Here is an 18,864-nt window from a genome sequence, read left to right on the forward strand (position 1 = left end):
GGAACGCCGCCCGCCCAGCCCTCTCCCAGGGGAGAGGGAGCCGATTTGTGTGCGTTTCAAATCTGGAGTTCGACCTGATATCTCAGGTCGGCGGATCTCGAAAGAACACCTCGATCAGTACCCTCTCCCTCTGGGAGAGGGTCAGGGTGAGGGCAAGCGGCTCACACTCATTCACACAGAAGACACAAATTCCCTACAAAATGCCTAGCTCGCTACGTATAAACTCCCCGCCGCAACCGTATATAAAAGCAGGCCAATTGACATAAGCTGTGCCAATTACGCATTTTGTTTCATTTGCGCAGGCTGGGGCTCAGGCGCAGCATATCCAACCCTGTATCGACCCAACGCTCGGCCTCGGCATGCAGCTCAAAGCTGTCCGGCGCCAGAAGCCATCCATACAGAAGGCCATCGATATAGCTGTGAATGCTGATGGCCGCGCGGGCAGTGTCGAGATCTTCCGGCAATTGGCCGCGATTGACCGCATTACGCAACGTCAGAGCGATACGCTCGTTGCAATCGAGACTGACGTCCCGGCGCTGCTGGCGCAGATCGCACATTTCATCGGTGAACTCGCACTTATGAAACAGAATTTCGTTGATACGCCGGGTTTTTGGGTCCAGCGCAACTTGATGAAACAAATGAATCAGCAGTTGGCGCATGCAGCCCAGCGGATCGAGCTCATCTTCACTTTCGCTGGCCTTGGCCAATTCATCCAGCGGCTCACGCAGCGAATCCAGCATGGCCTGGACCAGATCCGCCTTGTTGCTGAAATGCCAGTAGATGGCACCGCGCGTAACACCGGCCATTGTCGCAATATCGGCCAGCGTCGTACGGGCGACGCCCCTTTCATAAAAGGCTTTCTCCGCCGCTTCCAGAATCTGGCTACGGGTTTCTTGAGCTTCCTCTTTGGTACGACGGACCATGACAGTAAAACCTCAAACAGGATGTTTCAGGGATGGCTGAATATCCGCTGAATAAAGAGGGGGCGATCTCTCGCGGATCGGCTCCCCGGCCTACAATTTCAAACCTTGCAACGACTTTTGTAACGGGTCGGGTACGCGGCAAAGGTATTTACAAACAACCATGAACGTAAGTATATTCCTTAGCAAGCTACTTATCCACCCGGTATCCTTTTTTTACCCTTACACACTTCTTGTGCGCTCTTTGCGCGCCTGACCCGAGGATCTTCATGCAATTCAAGCCAGCTGTTACCGCTCTGGTCACTGCCGTCGCCCTGGCATCGCTGCTCAGCGGATGTAAAAAGGAAGAAGCGGCACCGGCCGCTCCACCGCCTCAGGTCGGCGTAGTCACCCTGCAACCACAAGCCTTTACCCTCACCTCCGAGCTACCGGGCCGCACCAGTGCGTTCCGCATCGCTGAAGTTCGCCCGCAGGTCAACGGCATCATTCTCAAGCGTCTGTTCAAGGAAGGCGGCGATGTCAAAGCCGGCCAGCAGCTGTATCAGATCGATCCGTCGGTCTATGAAGCGACCCTGAAAAGCGCCGAAGCCAACTTGCGTTCGACCAAGTCGATCTCCGACCGCTACAAGCAACTGGTCGACGAGCAGGCCGTCAGCCGCCAGGAATACGACACCGCCGTGGCCAACCGCATGGAATCGGAAGCGTCGTTGCAGACCGCGCAGATCAACGTGCGTTACACCAAGGTTTACGCGCCGATCTCCGGCCGCATCGGCCGCTCTTCGGTCACCGAAGGCGCACTGGTCAGCAATGGCCAGACCGACGCGATGGCGACGATCCAGCAACTGGACCCGATCTACGTCGACGTCACCCAGTCTTCGGTTGAGCTGTTGGAACTGCGCCGCGAGCTGGAAAGCGGTCGCCTGCAGAAGTCCGGGGATACCGCCGCAGCGGTCAAACTGACCCTGGAAGACGGCAGCCAATACAAGCTCGACGGTAAGCTGGAATTCTCCGAAGTCACGGTCGACCCGACTACCGGTTCCGTGACCTTGCGCGCCGTGTTCCCGAACCCGGATCACACCCTGCTGCCGGGCATGTTCGTCCGCGCCCAGTTGCAGGCCGGCGTCAACGCTGCGGCCATTCTGGCGCCGCAACAAGGCGTGACCCGCGACCTCAAAGGCACCCCGACCGCCCTGGTCGTCGGCGCCGACAACAAGGTCGAACTGCGTCAGCTCAAGGCCAGCCGTACCGTCGGCAGCCAGTGGCTGATCGAAGACGGCTTGAAAGCGGGCGATCGTCTGATCACCGAAGGGCTGCAATACGTACGCCCGGGTGTTCAGGTCAACCCGTCCGAAGCCACTAACGTAGGCAACAAGAACCCGGCCCCCGCTCAGGCAGCTGACAAAGCCGCCGGCGGCAAAGGGGAGTAATCCATGTCAAAATTCTTCATCGACCGTCCGATTTTCGCCTGGGTAATTGCCCTGGTGATCATGCTGGTCGGGGCACTTTCGATCCTGAAATTGCCGATCAACCAATACCCAAGCATTGCGCCGCCGGCCATTGCGATCTCCGTGACCTACCCGGGCGCTTCGGCGCAAACCGTGCAGGACACCGTGGTCCAGGTCATCGAGCAGCAGCTCAACGGTATCGACAATCTGCGTTATGTATCCTCGGAAAGTAACTCCGACGGCAGCATGACCATCACCGCGACCTTCGAGCAGGGCACCAACTCCGACACCGCGCAGGTGCAGGTTCAGAACAAGCTGAACCTGGCCACCCCGCTGTTGCCGCAGGAAGTGCAGCAACAAGGTATCCGCGTGACCAAGGCAGTGAAAAACTTCCTCTTGGTCATCGGCGTGGTATCGCGTGACGGCAGCATGACCAAGGACGACCTGTCCAACTACATCGTGTCGAACATGCAGGACCCGATCTCGCGGACCGCCGGTGTCGGTGACTTCCAGGTCTTCGGTGCCCAGTACGCGATGCGCATCTGGCTCGACCCGGCCAAGTTGAACAAGTACAACCTGACCCCGGGCGATGTCAGCACCGCGATCTCGGCACAGAACGTCCAGGTGTCTTCCGGTCAGCTCGGCGGCTTGCCGGCGTTGCCGGGCCAGCAGCTGAACGCGACGATCATCGGCAAGACCCGTCTGCAGACTGCCGAGCAGTTCAAGGCGATTCTGCTGAAGGTTAACCAGGACGGCTCGCAAGTGCGTGTCGGCGACGTCGCTGACGTCGGTCTGGGCGGTGAAAACTCGAGCATTTCCGCACAGTTCAACGGCAGCCCGGCTTCTGGTCTGGCGGTAAAACTGGCCAACGGTGCCAACGCCCTCGACACCGCCAAGGCGCTGCGCAAGACGATTGACGACCTCAAGCCGTTCTTCCCGCAAGGCATGGAAGTGGTGTTCCCGTACGACACCACCCCGGTGGTGACCGAGTCGATCAAAGGCGTGGTTGAAACCCTGGTCGAAGCGATCGTGCTGGTGTTCCTGGTGATGTTCCTGTTCCTGCAGAACTTCCGCGCTACCGTCATCACCACGATGACCGTGCCGGTGGTATTGCTCGGTACATTCGGCATCCTCGCGGCGTTCGGTTTCAGCATCAACACCCTGACCATGTTCGGTATGGTGCTGGCCATCGGTTTGCTGGTGGACGATGCCATCGTCGTGGTGGAAAACGTCGAGCGGGTGATGAGCGAAGAAGGCTTGTCACCGAAGGAGGCGACCAAGAAATCCATGGGCCAGATCCAGGGCGCACTGGTCGGTATTGCCCTGGTGCTGTCGGCGGTATTGCTGCCGATGGCGTTCTTCAGCGGTTCCACCGGTGTGATCTACAAACAGTTCTCGATCACCATCGTTTCGGCCATGGCCCTGTCGGTTCTGGTTGCACTGATTTTCACCCCGGCGCTTTGCGCGACCATGCTCAAGGCGATTCCGAAAGGCGAGCATGGCACGCCGAAGAAGGGTTTCTTTGGCTGGTTCAACCGCAATTTCGACCGTGGTGTGCAGAGCTATGAGCGCGGTGTCGGCAACATGCTGTCGCGCAAAGCACCGTACCTGCTGGCCTATCTGTTGATCGTGGTCGGCATGATCTGGCTGTTCACGCGTATTCCAACCGCGTTCCTGCCGGAAGAAGACCAAGGCGTCCTGTTCGCCCAGGTACAGACCCCGGCCGGTTCGAGTGCCGAGCGTACTCAGGTGGTGATCGACGAAATGCGCAGCTACCTGCTGGATAAAGAAGCAGGCGCGGTGTCCTCGGTGTTCACCGTGAACGGCTTCAACTTCGCCGGTCGCGGTCAGAGCTCTGGTCTGGCGTTCATCATGCTCAAGCCGTGGGACGAGCGTAACTCGGACAACAGCGTGTTTGCCCTGGCCCAACGTGCCCAGCAACACTTCTTCAGTTTCCGCGATGCCATGGTGTTCGCTTTCGCCCCGCCCGCGGTACTGGAGTTGGGTAATGCCACCGGTTTCGACGTGTTCCTGCAAGACCGCGCCGGTATCGGTCACGACAAGCTGATGGAAGCGCGTAACCAGTTCCTCGGCCTCGCCGCTCAGAGCAAGGTGCTCTATCAGGTACGTCCGAACGGCCTGAACGATGAACCGCAATACCACCTGGAAATCGACGACGAGAAAGCCCAAGCCCTTGGCTTGAGCCTCACCGACATCAACAGCACGCTGTCGATCTCCTTCGGTAGTAGCTACGTCAACGACTTCATCGACCGTGGTCGCGTGAAGAAGGTTTACGTGCAAGGTCAGGCCGGTGCTCGCATGAGCCCTGAAGACTTGAAGAAATGGTACGTGCGCAACAACGCCGGGACCATGGTGCCGTTCTCCGCGTTCGCCAAAGGCGAGTGGATCTACGGCTCGCCGAAGCTGGCCCGTTACAACGGCGTGGAAGCGATGGAGGTGCTCGGTTCGCCAGCGCCGGGTTATTCCACCGGTGAAGCGATGGCCGAAGTCGAAGCGATTGCCAAGAAGCTGCCGGCCGGTGTCGGTATCTCCTGGACCGGTCTGTCCTACGAGGAACGTCTGTCGGGTTCGCAAGCGCCGGCGCTGTACGCCCTGTCGCTGCTGATGGTGTTCCTGTGTCTGGCGGCGCTGTACGAGAGCTGGTCGATTCCGATCGCGGTTATGCTCGTGGTACCGCTGGGGATCATTGGTGCGCTGCTCGCTACCAGCCTGCGCGGTCTGTCCAACGACGTGTACTTCCAGGTGGGGCTGTTGACGACCATCGGTCTGGCGGCTAAAAACGCCATTCTGATCGTCGAATTCGCCAAGGAACTGCATGAACAGGGACGCAGCCTGCGTGACGCGGCGATCGAAGCCTGCCGCATGCGTCTGCGACCGATCATCATGACCTCGCTGGCCTTCGTCCTCGGTGTTGTACCGTTGGCGATCTCCACTGGCGCCGGCTCGGGCAGTCAACATGCGATCGGTACGGGTGTGATTGGCGGTATGCTCACAGCCACGATCCTGGCGATCTTCTGGGTCCCACTGTTCTTCGTTACAGTTTCGTCCATCGGCCAGCGTAAGATCGCTGACGAGGATGAAGCTACTGAAACTCCTAAAGAGGCTGGCCAATGAGCAAGTCGCTACTCTCCATCGCAGTCGCCGCCTTCGTGCTGAGCGGTTGCTCGCTGATACCTGACTATCAGCAGCCTGAGGCTCCGGTCGCAGGTCAGTACCCACAGGGGCCGGCGTACTCGCCGGCCCAGGCACCGGCGCAGGCCGCTGCCGAGCAAGGCTGGAAGCAGTTTTTCCATGACCCGGCGCTGCAACAGCTGATCCAGGTTTCGCTGGAAAACAACCGCGACCTGCGTGTCGCGGCGCTGAACATCGATGCCTATGCGGCTCAATACCGCATCCAGCGCGCTGATCTGTTCCCGGCAGTTTCGGCCAATGCCAGCGGCAGCCGTCAGCGGATTCCGGCCCGTGCCTCACAGACCGGTGATTCGAGCATCACCAGTTCGTACTCGGCCACCGTCGGCATCAGCGCTTACGAACTCGACCTGTTCGGTCGGGTTCGCAGCCTGAGCGAGCAAGCGTTGCAACAATACTTCGCTACTGAAGAAGCACGTCGCAGCACCCAGATCAGTCTGGTCGCCAGCGTCGCCAACGCTTACCTGACCTGGCAAGCGGACAAGGAACTGCTCAAGCTGACGCAAGACACCCTCGGTGCCTTCGAAGAAAGCTACAAGCTGACCAGCCGCAGCAACGAAGTCGGTGTCGCTTCGGCACTGGACCTGGCGCAGTCGCGTACCTCGGTGGAAAACGCCCGGGCACAACTGGCGCGTTACACCCGCCAGGTCGCGCAGGACGAAAACAGCCTGACCCTGCTGCTCGGCACCGGTATCCCGGCCAATCTGCAAGCGGCCAAACCGCTGTCGGATGACCTGCTCAGCGACGTTCCGCCGGGCCTGCCTTCGGATCTGCTGCAACGTCGTCCGGACATTCTGCAAGCCGAGTACAACCTGAAAGCGGCCAACGCCAACATCGGCGCGGCCCGTGCGGCGTTCTTCCCGAGCATCAGCCTGACCGCCAACGCGGGCAGCCTGAGCCCGGATCTGTCCGGTCTGTTCAAGGGTGGTTCGGGAACGTGGCTGTTCCAGCCGCAGATCAACCTGCCGATCTTCAACGCCGGCAGCCTGCGCGCCAGCCTCGACGCCGCCAAGATCCAGAAGGACATTGGCGTGGCGAACTACGAGAAGTCTATTCAAACGGCCTTCCAGGAAGTCGCCGACGGCCTGGCCGCGCGCCAGACCTACACCGAGCAGCTGCAAGCGCAGCGTGACTTCGTTCAGGCCAACCAGGATTACTACCGTTTGGCCGAACGTCGCTATCGCATCGGCGTCGACAGCAACCTGACCTTCCTCGATGCCCAGCGCCAGCTGTTCAGTGCGCAACAAGCACTGATCACCGACCGCCTCGCGCAGCTGACCAGTGCGGTCAACCTGTACAAGGCCCTGGGCGGTGGCTGGAATGCGCAAACCGCGCAGAACGAACCGCTGAAAGAAGAAGCGCCGAAGATGAAGTTGTTCTGATCATCTGTTGAACAAAAAGAGCCCGCCATTTAGGCGGGCCTTTTTTTACAAAAATAGAAAACCAAACTTAGTAGACAAACATCACTTTCTGAATTCTGCCCAGAAATTTTCAGCCTCCACTTTAACCACGGTCCCGAGAGCGTCTACATAATTAAACGAAAAAGTCCCTTCAATACGCTGCTTTTCCGCATCATCAACAACAAGATGAACTTTAAGTAGACCTTTACCAAATGCATCCCCCGCAATTCCCCCATTAGGCCTGCCGGCACCAAATATAGCGCTAACCTGCCAATCATCGTCGAAGGGATTTTTTATTTCGTAGGTCTTCTGCTCCAGCTTATGGTTCGCCAGCAACATCACTGCTGGGACCTTTTCGCCAGTATCTTCTCCAAAATAAGCCTCGACTACAGTACGCCAACTCTCAATATAGAAATTGAACCATCCTGTTTTCAGCTCTTCACTCGGTAGACCCTCGCGGGTAATTCGAAGGTTAATATCACCACTTGTAGCTCTGACCTGGCTTAGATTTTCACCGAATTTCTTAATTAACCCAACATGAACGCTATTCATAGCAAGCCCTTCCCGCATCGAGAGTTTAATATGCACTTACAAGTAACAAAACCTACACCCCGGCAATCTCACCTACAACTGTCATAGCTGACAGTTGACAATTCAAAATGACTTCTATAGGGCTGGCAAATCTAATTAGATAATGATTCCAGCAGCCACTAACAACGATTGGCAACTTTTTTGCCTGCCAGAAGTATGTTTGTACAGGCTTGCCTGAAAAAGGCCCCCCATTGACCAAAAACCAAGTTCAATCTTGCGTTCGATAATCGCCCAGAACCCGCTTTACCCAATTGAATCCGAACATCCGCCCCCCGCACCATTCGCTCCACAAAACCAATAACAACAGGTTCGACACCATGCTCCCGCGCCCTGCTCCGACCGGCTGACCGCCGTCGCTTCCCCCCTGAATTCATCGCATTTCTGCACCGTAAAAAACGGCCGCAGCGCACCCGTTCGCCTTAAAAAAACAAGAGAGACCCCAGCTATGACAACCTCCCCTGCGCCCTACGCATTTCCCGGTCTGATCGCCCTGGCCCTGGCCGGCGCGGCGCTGCCCGCTATGGCTGAAGAGGCCGGTTTCATCGAAGGGGCCAAGGTCAACCTGAACCTGCGCAACTTCTACATCAACCGCAATTTCACCAACCCGACCAAGGCTCAGGGCAAGGCTGAAGAGTGGACGCAGAGCTTCATCCTCGACGCCAAATCAGGTTTCACCCAAGGCACCGTCGGTTTCGGCATGGACGTGCTCGGCCTGTATTCGGTAAAGCTTGATGGCGGTAAAGGCACCGGCGGCACGGCGTTGCTGCCGTTGGACCATGACGGTCGCCCAGCGGACAACTTCGGCCGCACCAACGTCGCCTTCAAAGCCAAACTCTCGCAGACCGAAGTGAAGGTCGGCGAGTGGATGCCGGTGCTGCCGATCCTGCGTTCGGACGACGGCCGCTCGCTGCCGCAGACCTTTCGTGGCGGGCAGATCACGTCGAAGGAAATCGACGGCCTGACCCTTTACGGCGGCCAGTTCCGCGCCAACAGCCCGCGCGACGACAGCAGCATGAGCGACATGTCGATGACCGGCAAAGCGGCGTTCACTTCTGATCGCTTCAACTTTCAGGGCGGTGAATACGTTTTCAACGAGAAACGTACGCAGATCGGCCTGTGGAATGCTGAACTCAAGGACATCTACAGCCAGCAGTACGTCAATTTGATCCACAGCCAGCCGCTCGGCGACTGGACGCTGGGCGCCAACCTCGGCTTCTTCTACGGCAAGGATGACGGCAGCGCCCGCGCCGGCGATCTCGACAACAAGACCTGGTCGGGCATGTTCTCGGCCAAATACGGCGGCAACACCTTCTACGTCGGCCTGCAGAAACTCACCGGCGACAGCGCGTGGATGCGGGTCAACGGCACCAGCGGCGGCACGCTGGCCAACGACAGCTACAACGCCAGCTACGACAATGCGCAGGAACGTTCCTGGCAGTTGCGCCACGACTACAACTTCGCTGCCATGGGCATCCCCGGCCTGACACTGATGAACCGCTATATCAGCGGCGACAACGTACACACCGGGACGATCACCGATGGCAAGGAATGGGGTCGCGAATCGGAACTGGGCTACACGGTGCAGAGCGGCGCGCTGAAGGATCTGAACGTCAGATGGCGCAACTCGACCATGCGCCGGGACTTCAGCAATAACGAGTTCGACGAAAACCGCCTCATCGTCAGCTACCCGATCAGCCTCCTCTAAACACCGCATAAAATTGTAGGAGTGAGCCTGCTCGCGATAGCGGTTAATCAGTGACATTTAAAGTGACTGACACACCGCTATCGCGAGCAGGCTCACTCCTACAGGGGTTTTGTGCCATTGGTCAGGAGAAGTGGCACTTCGCCGGTCGGCAGGTAAAGTGACAAAACCTGAAGGACTCAGGTGCTTCACCTTTGCGCTTCCGTCGTCGTAGTCGGTCCTCAAGCTGGGAGCCAGGTTGTCATCGGAAGACACCAACGATCACCGGAGGACCACCTCAATGATCTCTCGTCTCGCAACACCCGACTGGGACGCCAAGGCGTACCAGCAGTTTTCCCGTCTCAGGCAACGCCCGGTCAATGAACTGCTCGACCGTGTGGACCTGCCGAACCCGCAACGCATTTACGACCTTGGCTGCGGCACCGGCATTGCTACGCAATTGTTGGCCAAACGCTGGCCGCGCGCGCAGTTGCAGGGGATCGACAGCTCCGCGCAGATGCTCGCCGAAGCGCGCTGTTTGCCGGTCAAAGCGTTGTGGAAACATTGCGATCTGCTCGACTGGCAACCGGAGCAGCCGGCGGATCTGCTGTTCGCTGCCGCCGTACTGCATTTTATCGATGGCCATGAGACCTTGCTGCCGCGCCTGCTCGGCCATATCAACCCCGGCGGTTGTCTGGCGGCGCACATGCCAGACTGGCGCGATGCGTTGTGGTATCGGCTGGTGCTCGACACCCTTGAAGACGGTGGCCTTGGCGGCACGCCATTGGGCACACCTGAACTGCGCCAGCGCATGGCCGCGCGGCCGTTGTTGGCGCTGGAGGACTACTACCGGTTGCTCGCGCCAATGACCTCGTCGCTGGATATCTGGGAGACCGAGCAGTTGCAGGTGGTTGACGGCAAATCGCCGGTGTATGACTGGGTGAAGGTCTCGGCGCTGCGGCCGGTGATGCAGGCGCTGGATTCAGAGGAACAGGCGCGGTTTATCTATCGCTATCTGATGCGGGTGCATGAGCATTATCCGCAGGAGGCGAATGGGCACACGTTGTTTGCGTTCAAGCGGATATTTATTGTGGCCACCGTCTGATTTGTCGCGGCCACTATCGCTATCGCGAGCAGGCTCACTCCTACAGGAGAACGCATTCCAAATGTAGGAGTGAGCCTGCTCGCGATGGCGTCAGCCCGGCCAACGACTATTCCCGGGATTCGACTCCTAGCTCATCCCACACCGATTCAGCCAGATGAAACGTCGCATTCGCCGCCGGGATCCCGCAATAAATCGCACTCTGCATGATCACTTCCTTGATCTCGCCCCGGCTCACGCCATTATTGGCCGCCGCACGCAGATGCAGTTTCAACTCACCTTCGCGGTTCATGCCAATCAGCATGGCGATAGTGATCAGGCTGCGGGTATGCCGAGGCAAGCCCGGGCGCGTCCAGATATCGCCCCAGGCATGCCGGGTGATCATCTCCTGGAACTCCGAGTTGAACTCGGTCAGCGTGGTCAGGCTGCGATCGACATGCGCATCACCCAGCACTGCGCGGCGCACTTGCATGCCGTCGTCGTAACGTTGTTTCTCGTCCACAAAAACTTCCTCACTTAGCCTGCAAAAACGCCAAGACACGATCACTGAAATCTGCGCCAGCCTGCACGTTGGACAAATGCGCCGCATAAAACTCGGCGTATTCGGCACCGCGTACATGCTCCTGAATAAAGTGCCCACCAGACGGCGGTGTCACCGCGTCTTCGGTGCCGGCAATCACCAACAACGGCACGTTGATCGACGCCAGTTGCTCGCGGAAATCGGCATCACGCACCGCTGCGCAGTTGGCCGCATAACCCTCAGGCGAAGTGGCCGCGAGCATGTCGGTTATCTGCTTGGCCGCTGCCGGATGCGCCGCCGAAAAGTCCGGAGTAAACCAACGGGCAATCGATGCGTCACGCAGGGCAACCATCGCCGCAGCGCCGTCGCGCAGCACGGTTTCGATGCGTGGATTCCACACCGACGGATCGCCGATTTTTGCCGCCGTGTTGCAGACGATCAGCTTGTTCAAACGATGACCGGCATTGATGCCCAGCCACTGGCCGATCAGGCCGCCCATCGACAGTCCGCAAAAATGCGCACGGTCAATGTGCAGAGCATCGAGCAAGCCGAGCACGTCATGCCCCAGTTGCTCAATGCTGTACGGGCCCGGCGTCACCAGCGATTGGCCATGGCCACGGGTATCGAAACGCAGCACGCGAAAGTGCTCGGTGAACGCTGGCATCTGCGCGTCCCACATGTGCAGATCAGTGCCCAACGAATTGGACAACACCAGCACCGGTGCATCGACCGGGCCCTCGATTTGATAGTGCAGTTCGCCATCGGCGAGTTGAACGAAAGCCACAGCCCTCTCCTTTCAGTCAGACAATGCGTTGTGTTCGGCCACCGCGCGCTCGACCCAGGTTTTCGCCTGACCGAGGTAATGGGCGGGGTTCAAAAGATGATCGAGTTCAGCATTGCTCAGCTCGGCGGTCACTTGCGGTTCGTCACCCAGCACGGCGCGCAAATGACGCTGCTCGGCCACCGCGCGTTTGCAGCATTGCTCAAGCAGATGATGCGCGGTGTCGCGGCCGACCCGCTGGGCGAGGACGATGCTCACGGCTTCGGCCAGCACCAGCCCCTGAGTCAAATCAAGGTTTCGGCCCATGCGCTCGGCATCGACTTCCAGGCCATCGGCGAGCAAGCGCGCCTGTTGCAGCGAACCGGAAACCAGGCAGCAAATCTCCGGCAAGGTTTCCCATTCGGCATGCCACAAACCGAGGCTGCGTTCATGTTCCTGCGGCATCGCGCTGAACAGCGTCGAGACCAAACCCGGCACCCGCGTCGCGGCGCCGATCAACACCGCCGCGCCGACCGGATTACGTTTGTGCGGCATGGTCGACGAACCACCCTTGCCCGGCGCCGATGGCTCAAACACCTCAGCCGCTTCAGTCTGCATCAACAGACTGATGTCGCGGCCGAATTTGCCGAGGCTGCCGGCGATCAAACCGAGCACCGCGCCGAACTCCACCACGCGATCACGCTGGGTGTGCCACGGTTGCTCGGGCAAGCTCAGTTGCAGTTCTTCGGCCAAGGTTTCTGCGACCGGCAACGCCTGTTCGCCCAACGCGGCGAGGGTCCCGGACGCGCCACCGAATTGCAGCACCAGCAAACGCGGCTTGAGTTCACGCAAGCGCTGACGGCTGCGAGTCACTGCGCCCAGCCATCCGGCGATTTTCATGCCGAGGGTCACCGGCGTCGCGTGTTGCAGCCAGGTGCGTCCGGCCAACGGCGTCGCCGCATGGCGTTGTGCTTGAACAGCGAGAGAGTCAGCCAGTTGCGCCAAATCGCTTTCAATCAACTCCAGCGCCTGACGCAATTGCAGCACCAGCCCGGTATCCATCACGTCCTGACTGGTCGCGCCCAAATGCACGTAACGCTCGGCTTCTGCATCGGTGGAGGCAATCTGTTTGCCCAACGCCTTGACCAGCGGGATCGCTGAATTGCCGGCCGTGGCAATCGCCTCGCCCAGCGCCGCGAAGTCATACAACCCCGCGTTACACGCCGCTGCAATCGGTGCGACAGCCGCAGAAGGAATCAGACCAACCCGCGCCTCGGCCCGGGCCAGCGCCGCTTCGAAGTCGAGCATCGCCTGCACGCGGCCCTGATCGCAGAACACTTCGCGCATATTGCGGGCAGTGAAATAGGCATCGAACAATTGATTGCCCGGTCGCTGAGTCATAAACAGTCCTTGCCGGCGCGGGCCATCACGGCCCGCGCGCATCGGGTTAGAGATCGTGGTGCAAATACGCCGCCTGTTTCGGCAAGCGCAGACTGAACAGGAAGGCGATCGCCATCATCGCCGTCACGTACCAGTAGAAGGAGTTTTCCATGCCGATATTCTTCAAGCTCAGCGCGACGAATTCCGCCGAACCGCCGAAGATCGCGTTGGCCACCGCATAAGCCAGACCAACGCCGAGGGCGCGGACTTCCGGCGGGAACATCTCGGCTTTCACCAGACCGCTGATCGAGGTGTAGAAACTGACAATCGCCAGCGCCACGGTGATCAGCACAAAGGCAAGGAACGGACTGCTGACGCTTTTCAGGCTCAACAGAATCGGCACGGTAAACAGCGTACCAAGCGCGCCGAACCAGAGCATCGAGTTACGTCGGCCGATCTTGTCGGCGAGCATGCCGAACAGCGGCTGCATGCACATATACAGGAACAGCGCGCCGGTCATGATGTAGCTGGCGGTCTTGGCGTGCATGCCGGCGGTGTTCACCAGATACTTCTGCATGTAGGTGGTGAAGGTGTAGAAAATCAGCGAGCCACCGGCGGTGTAACCGAGCACGGTGATGAACGCGGCTTTGTGATCGCGAAACAGTGCGCTGATGCTGCCGGCGTCTTTGTGCGCGCGGGTTTCCTTGTTGGTGGTTTCTTTCAAGCTGCGACGCAGGAACAGCGAAATCAATGCCGCCACCGCACCGACCACAAACGGAATCCGCCAGCCGTAGGCGCGCAGGTCTTCTTCGGTGAGGAATTGCTGCAGAACCACCACCAGCGACACGGCCAGCAGTTGCCCGCCGATCAAGGTCACGTACTGGAACGAGGCGAAAAATCCGCGCTGGCCCTTGAGGGCGACTTCGCTCATATAAGTCGCGGTGGTGCCGTACTCGCCGCCGACCGACAGGCCCTGCAGCAAGCGTGCGAACAACAGCAGGACCGGCGCCCAGACGCCAATGTCCTTATAGGTCGGCAGGCAGGCGATCAGCAACGAGCCGAAGCACATCATCAGAATCGAGATGAGCATCGAATTCTTGCGCCCGTGCTTGTCGGCCACGCGACCGAAAATCCAGCCACCAATCGGGCGCATCAGGAAGCCGGCGGCGAACACGCCAGCGGTGTTGACCAGTTGCACCGTCGGGTTGTCGGAGGGGAAAAACGCCGGGGCGAAATAGATCGCGCAGAAGGCGTAGACGTAGAAGTCGAACCATTCGACGAGGTTGCCGGACGAGGCGCCGACAATGGCAAAGATGCGCTTGCTGCGCTCTTCACCGGTGTAATGGGAGGTGGTGGTTGTCATTGTTTTTCACTCGATAGGGACAGTGAGAGTCTAGACATACTTTGCAACAGTCCCGTTCCACAGTTCCATCTGCAACACAGTTCTCCCCTGTGGGAGCGAGCCTGCTCGCGAAGAGGGAGTGTCAGTCAACATTTATGTTGGCTGACCCACCGCTTTCGCGAGCAGGCTCGCTCCCACAGGGGATGGTGGTGATCTATTAATAATCGAAGAACACTGTCTCGGCATCAGTGCCCTGCAGAATCACATTCCACTGGTAAACACCCGAGGCGTCCTGCTTGGCCAGCAACGTACTACGACGCTCGGCCGGCACACATTCGAGCAACGGATCATCGACGTTCGCCGGCTCGCCCTCAAAGTAGATCCGCGTCAGCAAGTGCTTGACCAAGCCACGGGCAAAAACCAATACCACCAAGTGCGGCGCCTGGGTCGAGCCTTTCAGCCCTTCAACCGTGCCCGGTTTGATCGTGGTGAAACGAAAGCGCCCTTCCGCATCCACCGGCACCCGGCCGAAACCTTCAAAGTGCGGATCGAGCGGTTTGTCCTGCTCGTCTTCCGGATGGTCATACTTGCCGGCGGCATTCGCCTGCCAGACTTCGAGCATGGCGTCGTTGACGACATCGCCGTTGCCATCCACCACCTGCCCGGTGATCGCCACGCGCTCGCCGAGGGCTTGCTCGACGGTGAGGTTTTCGCGGTTCAGCCAGGTCAGGCCGATGTGGTAATACGGCCCGACGGTGTGGGACGTGGTCGCAGTCAGCGTCATCTTATTTCTCCATCGGCGTGGCTTCACGCCCGCGCAGCACGATGTCCCAACGATAACCGAGGGCGTAGGACGGAATGGTTTTTTCCAGATCGAAACTGGCGATCAGGCGTTCCTTGGCCGAAGTGTCCGGCACGCAGTTGTAGATCGGGTCGTAGGCCAGCAGCGGATCGCCCGGGAAATACATTTGCGTGACCAAGCGGGTGAGAATGCTTGGCCCGAACAGCGAAAAGTGAATGTGCGCCGGACGCCAGGCGTTGTGGTGGTTGCCCCACGGGTAGGCGCCGGGCTTGATAGTCTGGAACTGATACCAGCCGTCAGCATCGGTGACGGTGCGGCCGGTGCCGGTGAAGTTCGGATCCAGCGGCGCGTCGTGCAGATCACGCTTGTGGTTGTAGCGGCCAGCGGCGTTGGCCTGCCAGATCTCGACGAGAATCCCCGGCACCGGCAGACCGTTTTCGTCGAGTACACGGCCGTGAATGATGATGCGTTCGCCCTGTGGCTCGCCGCTGTGTTGCGCAGTCAGGTCGTTATCGGTGTCGCCCACACGCTCGGCGCCGATGGTCGGCCCGGTGATTTCCGACAGCGAGTGCGGCAGAAACACCAACGGCTTCGACGGCGAGCGCAGGTTGGTGGATTGATACGTCGGGTGCAGGTACTCAGGCTGAGTGCCTTCCTTCGGACGACGGTAACCAGGCTTGTCAGACATGTCGCTTTCCTCTGTTCTTTTTCGTCACGGCTTGCGTCAGACGCGTTCGATGGCCAGGGCCAGACCTTGGCCGACACCGACGCACATGGTCGCCAGACCTTTCTTGCCGCCGGTCTTTTCCAACTGATGCAGCGCGGTCAACACCAGACGCGCACCGCTCATGCCCAACGGGTGACCGAGGGCGATCGCGCCGCCATTCGGGTTGACCTGCGCAGCGTCATCGGCCAGACCCAGTTCACGCAGCACCGCCAAGCCTTGGCTGGCAAATGCTTCGTTGAGTTCGATCACGTCGAAATCGCTGATCGCGACGCCCAGGCGCTCGATCAATTTGCGCACCGCCGGCACCGGACCGATGCCCATCACCCGAGGTGCGACACCGGCGCTGGCCATGCCGAGCACTTTGGCACGGGCGGTCAGACCGTGTTTTTTTACGGCTTCGGCGGAAGCCAGAATCAGTGCAGCAGCACCGTCGTTGACACCGGAGGCATTGCCGGCGGTGACGGTTTTGTCAGGGCCGTTGACCGGTTTGAGTTTGGTCAGTGCTTCAATCGTGGTATCGGCGCGCGGATGTTCGTCCTGGCTGACCACGGTTTCGCCCTTCTTGTGGGCAATCCGTACTTCAACAATTTCTTCGGCGAAGTAACCGGCGGCCTGCGCGGCGGCGGTACGTTGCTGGCTGCGCAGGGCGAAAGCGTCCTGATCGGCGCGCGAGACTTTATAGTCGTCGGCAACGTTGTCGGCGGTCTGCGGCATCGCGTCGACGCCGTACTGCGCCTTCATCAACGGGTTGATGAAACGCCAGCCGATGGTGGTGTCTTCAAGCTTCATGTTGCGCGAGAACGCCGCGTCAGCCTTGCCCATCACAAACGGTGCGCGGGACATCGATTCGACGCCGCCAGCAATCGCCAGCTCCATCTCGCCACTGGCAATCGCACGGAATGCGGTGCCTATGGCGTCCATGCCCGAGGCGCAAAGACGATTGAGGGTCACGCCCGGCACGCTTTCCGGCAGACCGGCCAAAAGCAGCGCCATACGCGCAACGTTGCGGTTGTCTTCACCGGCCTGGTTGGCGCAGCCGAGGAACACTTCGTCGATGGCGTTCCAGTCCACCGAGGGATTGCGTTCCATCAGGGCCTTGATCGGCACGGCGGCCAGGTCATCAGCGCGAACGGCGGACAGTCCGCCGCCGAAACGGCCGATCGGCGTGCGAATCGCGTCGCAGATATAAACGTCACGCATCATGCTTCTCCCGGTGCCTGACCGTGGGCGGCGGCGGTGCGCGCTTCGAGATCGCGCAGCGCGGTCAGTTCGACGTCGGTCGGTTCAGCGGTGGTTTCAACGCTGTCAGCAAAACGAATCGCCCAACCGGTGGCCGCGACCACTTGCTCGCGGGTTACGCCTGGATGCAGCGCAGTGACCACGAATTCGTGGGTGCCCTCTTCCGGCTCCATGATGCACAGGTCGGTGATGATCCCGACGGGCCCGGCGCCCGGCAGGCCCAGACGCTTGCGAGAATCGCCGCCCTCGCCGTGACCGACCGAGGTGATGAAATCAAGCTTGTCGACAAACGAGCGCGCCGACTGTTTAAGGATGATCAACACGCTTTTCGCCGAACCGGCGATTTCCGGCGCACCACCGGCACCCGGCAGGCGCACTTTCGGCGAGAAGTAATCACCGACCACGGTGGTGTTGATGTTGCCGAAACGGTCGACCTGCGCGGCGCCTAGAAAACCGACGTCTATGCGCCCGCCCTGCAGCCAATAGCGAAAAATTTCACCGGTCGGCACGACAGTGTCAGCAGTTTCCGCCAACTCGCCATCGCCGATCGACAGCGGCAATACGCTTGGCTTGGCGCCAATCGGACCCGACTCATAGATCAGCACGACGTCTGGCGAGGAGGTCAGGCGCGCGAGGTTGGCGGCTTTCGACGGCAGGCCGATGCCGACGAAGCACACCGAGCCGTTCTTCAGGCGACGGGCCGCCGCGACGGTCATCATTTCATTGGTGGTGTAAGTCATTACTTGGCCTCCGAAGCAGCGGCCAACTTGGCCTGGAACGCGCTGAAGTCAGCGCAGCCATGGATGTATTCGTTGATCCACGCGGTGAACGTCTCACGGTCGCGAGCGATCGGATCCCACGCTTGATAGAAACGATTGTCGCGCTCGTTGTAACCGTGGGCGTAGGACGGATGTGCGCCGCCGGGTACGTGGCAAACCGCGCTCAAGGCCCAGGTCGGCAACACGCAAGAGTTCATCGGCGCGTTGAGGTTGTCGACGATTTCTTCCACGGTGACGATGCAACGTTTGGCAGCCAGTGCGGCTTCTTTCTGCACGCCGAGAATGCCCCACAGCAGCACGTTGCCCTGGCGGTCGGCTTTCTGTGCGTGGATCACGGTCACGTCCGGGCGCACCGACGGCACGGCCGCCAACACTTCACCGGTGAACGGGCAAGTCACAGTCTTGATCAGCGGATTGACCTTCGGCAGGTCGGAACCAGCGTAGGCACGCAGCACCGCGAACGGTAGGCCGGATGCACCGGCGACGTAGGCATTGGCCAGGTCGGCGTGGCTGTGTTCTTCGATTTCCAGCGGCTGCGGCCATTGTTTCTCGACCGCGTCGCGCAGACGGTGCAGCGAGCCCACGCCCGGGTTACCGCCCCAGGAGAAAATCAGTTTGCGCGCGCAACCGGCGCCGATCAGTTGGTCGTAGATCAGGTCAGGCGTCATCCGCACCAGCGTCAGATCTTTCTTGCCCTGACGAATGATTTCATGACCTGCGGCCGTAGGGATCAGGTGAGTGAAGCCTTCGAGTGCGACGGTGTCACCGTCGTTGACGAATTGCTTCACCGCGTCGTGCAGCGAAAGGATCTCAGCCATGGAGCGGGCTCCTGTTTTTGTAATGAATCGCCAGTGATAAAAAGGCGCGAGGTTCAGCGCCGGAGTCACTGCAGATTAAGCCTGGGGAAATGGCCAAACAATCCGATAATCGACTGAGTGTTCGTTTATCGAACAGATTGTTGTCAGC

16 protein-coding genes are annotated in these 18,864 nt (G+C 59.7%); 5 read left to right on the forward strand and 11 right to left on the reverse strand.

All coding sequences use genetic code 11. The annotated features are described in order from the left end of the window. Positions 1 to 290 precede the first annotated feature (290 nt). Positions 291 to 923 (reverse strand): efflux system transcriptional repressor EmhR, encoded by a 633-nt coding sequence (gene emhR / locus ACOYXE_RS15970; protein WP_077571468.1) that lies wholly within the window; start codon positions 921 to 923, stop codon positions 291 to 293. 266 nt (positions 924 to 1,189) lie between these two features. Between emhR and emhA the strand changes: the two genes are divergently transcribed. The 3 genes from emhA to emhC are packed head-to-tail and all read left to right on the forward strand — an operon-like array spanning position 1,190 to position 6,957. Next, positions 1,190 to 2,347: an efflux RND transporter periplasmic adaptor subunit EmhA gene (emhA, locus tag ACOYXE_RS15975; protein ID WP_064393040.1), complete on the forward strand. Its 1,158-nt coding sequence runs from the start codon at positions 1,190 to 1,192 to the stop codon at positions 2,345 to 2,347. 3 nt (positions 2,348 to 2,350) lie between these two features. Then, a complete protein-coding gene (gene emhB / locus ACOYXE_RS15980) occupies positions 2,351 to 5,500 on the forward strand; it encodes an efflux RND transporter permease subunit EmhB (protein ID WP_460926280.1) in 3,150 nt (1,049 codons plus the stop codon). Continuing rightward, on the forward strand, positions 5,497 to 6,957 hold the full coding sequence (emhC, locus tag ACOYXE_RS15985; protein ID WP_160056434.1) for an efflux RND transporter outer membrane subunit EmhC: 1,461 nt from the start codon (positions 5,497 to 5,499) through the stop codon (positions 6,955 to 6,957). Before emhB ends, emhC begins: the two co-directional genes overlap by 4 nt. 81 nt (positions 6,958 to 7,038) lie before the next feature. Here the strand turns inward: emhC and ACOYXE_RS15990 are convergent, their stop codons facing one another. Then, a complete protein-coding gene (locus tag ACOYXE_RS15990) occupies positions 7,039 to 7,527 on the reverse strand; it encodes a hypothetical protein (protein WP_160056432.1) in 489 nt (162 codons plus the stop codon). Positions 7,528 to 8,011: 484 nt separating this feature from the next. Here ACOYXE_RS15990 and ACOYXE_RS15995 point away from each other — a divergent pair, with 484 nt between their 5' ends. Together ACOYXE_RS15995 and ACOYXE_RS16000 are read left to right on the forward strand one after the other, a co-directional pair. Then, on the forward strand, positions 8,012 to 9,271 hold the full coding sequence (locus tag ACOYXE_RS15995) for an OprD family porin (RefSeq protein ID WP_160056430.1): 1,260 nt from the start codon (positions 8,012 to 8,014) through the stop codon (positions 9,269 to 9,271). Positions 9,272 to 9,548: 277 nt separating this feature from the next. Continuing rightward, positions 9,549 to 10,352: a methyltransferase domain-containing protein gene (locus ACOYXE_RS16000; RefSeq protein WP_160056428.1), complete on the forward strand. Its 804-nt coding sequence runs from the start codon at positions 9,549 to 9,551 to the stop codon at positions 10,350 to 10,352. Between the two features lie 106 nt (positions 10,353 to 10,458). Here ACOYXE_RS16000 and pcaC read toward each other — a convergent pair whose 3' ends face one another. The 9 genes from pcaC to ACOYXE_RS16045 form a co-directional block, all read right to left on the reverse strand. After that, entirely contained in the window at positions 10,459 to 10,851 is a 393-nt protein-coding gene (gene pcaC / locus ACOYXE_RS16005) for a 4-carboxymuconolactone decarboxylase (protein ID WP_025110738.1), read from the reverse strand. Positions 10,852 to 10,861: 10 nt separating this feature from the next. After that, positions 10,862 to 11,653 carry a 3-oxoadipate enol-lactonase gene (gene pcaD / locus ACOYXE_RS16010; RefSeq protein WP_160056426.1) on the reverse strand — a complete coding sequence of 264 codons (792 nt, stop codon included), beginning with the start codon at positions 11,651 to 11,653 and terminating at the stop codon, positions 10,862 to 10,864. A gap of 12 nt (positions 11,654 to 11,665) precedes the next feature. Then, on the reverse strand, positions 11,666 to 13,030 hold the full coding sequence (locus ACOYXE_RS16015) for a 3-carboxy-cis,cis-muconate cycloisomerase (RefSeq protein WP_460926281.1): 1,365 nt from the start codon (positions 13,028 to 13,030) through the stop codon (positions 11,666 to 11,668). Positions 13,031 to 13,076: 46 nt separating this feature from the next. Beyond that, positions 13,077 to 14,372 carry an MFS family transporter gene (locus ACOYXE_RS16020; protein ID WP_095049154.1) on the reverse strand — a complete coding sequence of 432 codons (1,296 nt, stop codon included), beginning with the start codon at positions 14,370 to 14,372 and terminating at the stop codon, positions 13,077 to 13,079. Between the two features lie 196 nt (positions 14,373 to 14,568). Continuing rightward, positions 14,569 to 15,135, reverse strand: coding sequence for a protocatechuate 3,4-dioxygenase subunit alpha (pcaG, locus tag ACOYXE_RS16025; protein ID WP_460926282.1), 567 nt, complete (start codon positions 15,133 to 15,135; stop codon positions 14,569 to 14,571). A 1-nt stretch (position 15,136) separates the two neighbouring features. Beyond that, on the reverse strand, positions 15,137 to 15,841 hold the full coding sequence (pcaH, locus tag ACOYXE_RS16030; RefSeq protein ID WP_460926283.1) for a protocatechuate 3,4-dioxygenase subunit beta: 705 nt from the start codon (positions 15,839 to 15,841) through the stop codon (positions 15,137 to 15,139). Positions 15,842 to 15,877: 36 nt separating this feature from the next. Then, positions 15,878 to 17,083: a 3-oxoadipyl-CoA thiolase gene (pcaF, locus tag ACOYXE_RS16035; protein WP_460926284.1), complete on the reverse strand. Its 1,206-nt coding sequence runs from the start codon at positions 17,081 to 17,083 to the stop codon at positions 15,878 to 15,880. Further along, positions 17,080 to 17,859, reverse strand: a complete 780-nt coding sequence (locus ACOYXE_RS16040) for a CoA-transferase subunit beta (protein ID WP_016982817.1) — start codon at positions 17,857 to 17,859, stop codon at positions 17,080 to 17,082. The genes pcaF and ACOYXE_RS16040 overlap by 4 nt, the downstream gene beginning before the upstream one ends. Next, entirely contained in the window at positions 17,859 to 18,716 is an 858-nt protein-coding gene (locus ACOYXE_RS16045; protein ID WP_160056420.1) for a CoA transferase subunit A, read from the reverse strand. Before ACOYXE_RS16045 ends, ACOYXE_RS16040 begins: the two co-directional genes overlap by 1 nt. Between the last annotated feature and the right edge of the window lie 148 nt (positions 18,717 to 18,864).

Source organism: Pseudomonas sp. MC6 (assembly GCF_054790575.1).

What these genes read in the sequence shown, in the direction of transcription:
- emhR (WP_077571468.1), bottom strand. Translation starts at nt 923, where the DNA reads ATGGTCCGTCGTACCAAAGAGGAAGCTCAAGAAACCCGTAGCCAGATT.
- emhA (WP_064393040.1), top strand. Translation starts at nt 1,190, where the DNA reads ATGCAATTCAAGCCAGCTGTTACCGCTCTGGTCACTGCCGTCGCCCTG.
- emhB (WP_460926280.1), top strand. Translation starts at nt 2,351, where the DNA reads ATGTCAAAATTCTTCATCGACCGTCCGATTTTCGCCTGGGTAATTGCC.
- emhC (WP_160056434.1), top strand. Translation starts at nt 5,497, where the DNA reads ATGAGCAAGTCGCTACTCTCCATCGCAGTCGCCGCCTTCGTGCTGAGC.
- ACOYXE_RS15990 (WP_160056432.1), bottom strand. Translation starts at nt 7,527, where the DNA reads ATGAATAGCGTTCATGTTGGGTTAATTAAGAAATTCGGTGAAAATCTA.
- ACOYXE_RS15995 (WP_160056430.1), top strand. Translation starts at nt 8,012, where the DNA reads ATGACAACCTCCCCTGCGCCCTACGCATTTCCCGGTCTGATCGCCCTG.
- ACOYXE_RS16000 (WP_160056428.1), top strand. Translation starts at nt 9,549, where the DNA reads ATGATCTCTCGTCTCGCAACACCCGACTGGGACGCCAAGGCGTACCAG.
- ACOYXE_RS16015 (WP_460926281.1), bottom strand. Translation starts at nt 13,030, where the DNA reads ATGACTCAGCGACCGGGCAATCAATTGTTCGATGCCTATTTCACTGCC.
- ACOYXE_RS16020 (WP_095049154.1), bottom strand. Translation starts at nt 14,372, where the DNA reads ATGACAACCACCACCTCCCATTACACCGGTGAAGAGCGCAGCAAGCGC.
- pcaG (WP_460926282.1), bottom strand. Translation starts at nt 15,135, where the DNA reads ATGACGCTGACTGCGACCACGTCCCACACCGTCGGGCCGTATTACCAC.
- pcaH (WP_460926283.1), bottom strand. Translation starts at nt 15,841, where the DNA reads ATGTCTGACAAGCCTGGTTACCGTCGTCCGAAGGAAGGCACTCAGCCT.
- pcaF (WP_460926284.1), bottom strand. Translation starts at nt 17,083, where the DNA reads ATGATGCGTGACGTTTATATCTGCGACGCGATTCGCACGCCGATCGGC.
- ACOYXE_RS16040 (WP_016982817.1), bottom strand. Translation starts at nt 17,859, where the DNA reads ATGACTTACACCACCAATGAAATGATGACCGTCGCGGCGGCCCGTCGC.
- ACOYXE_RS16045 (WP_160056420.1), bottom strand. Translation starts at nt 18,716, where the DNA reads ATGGCTGAGATCCTTTCGCTGCACGACGCGGTGAAGCAATTCGTCAAC.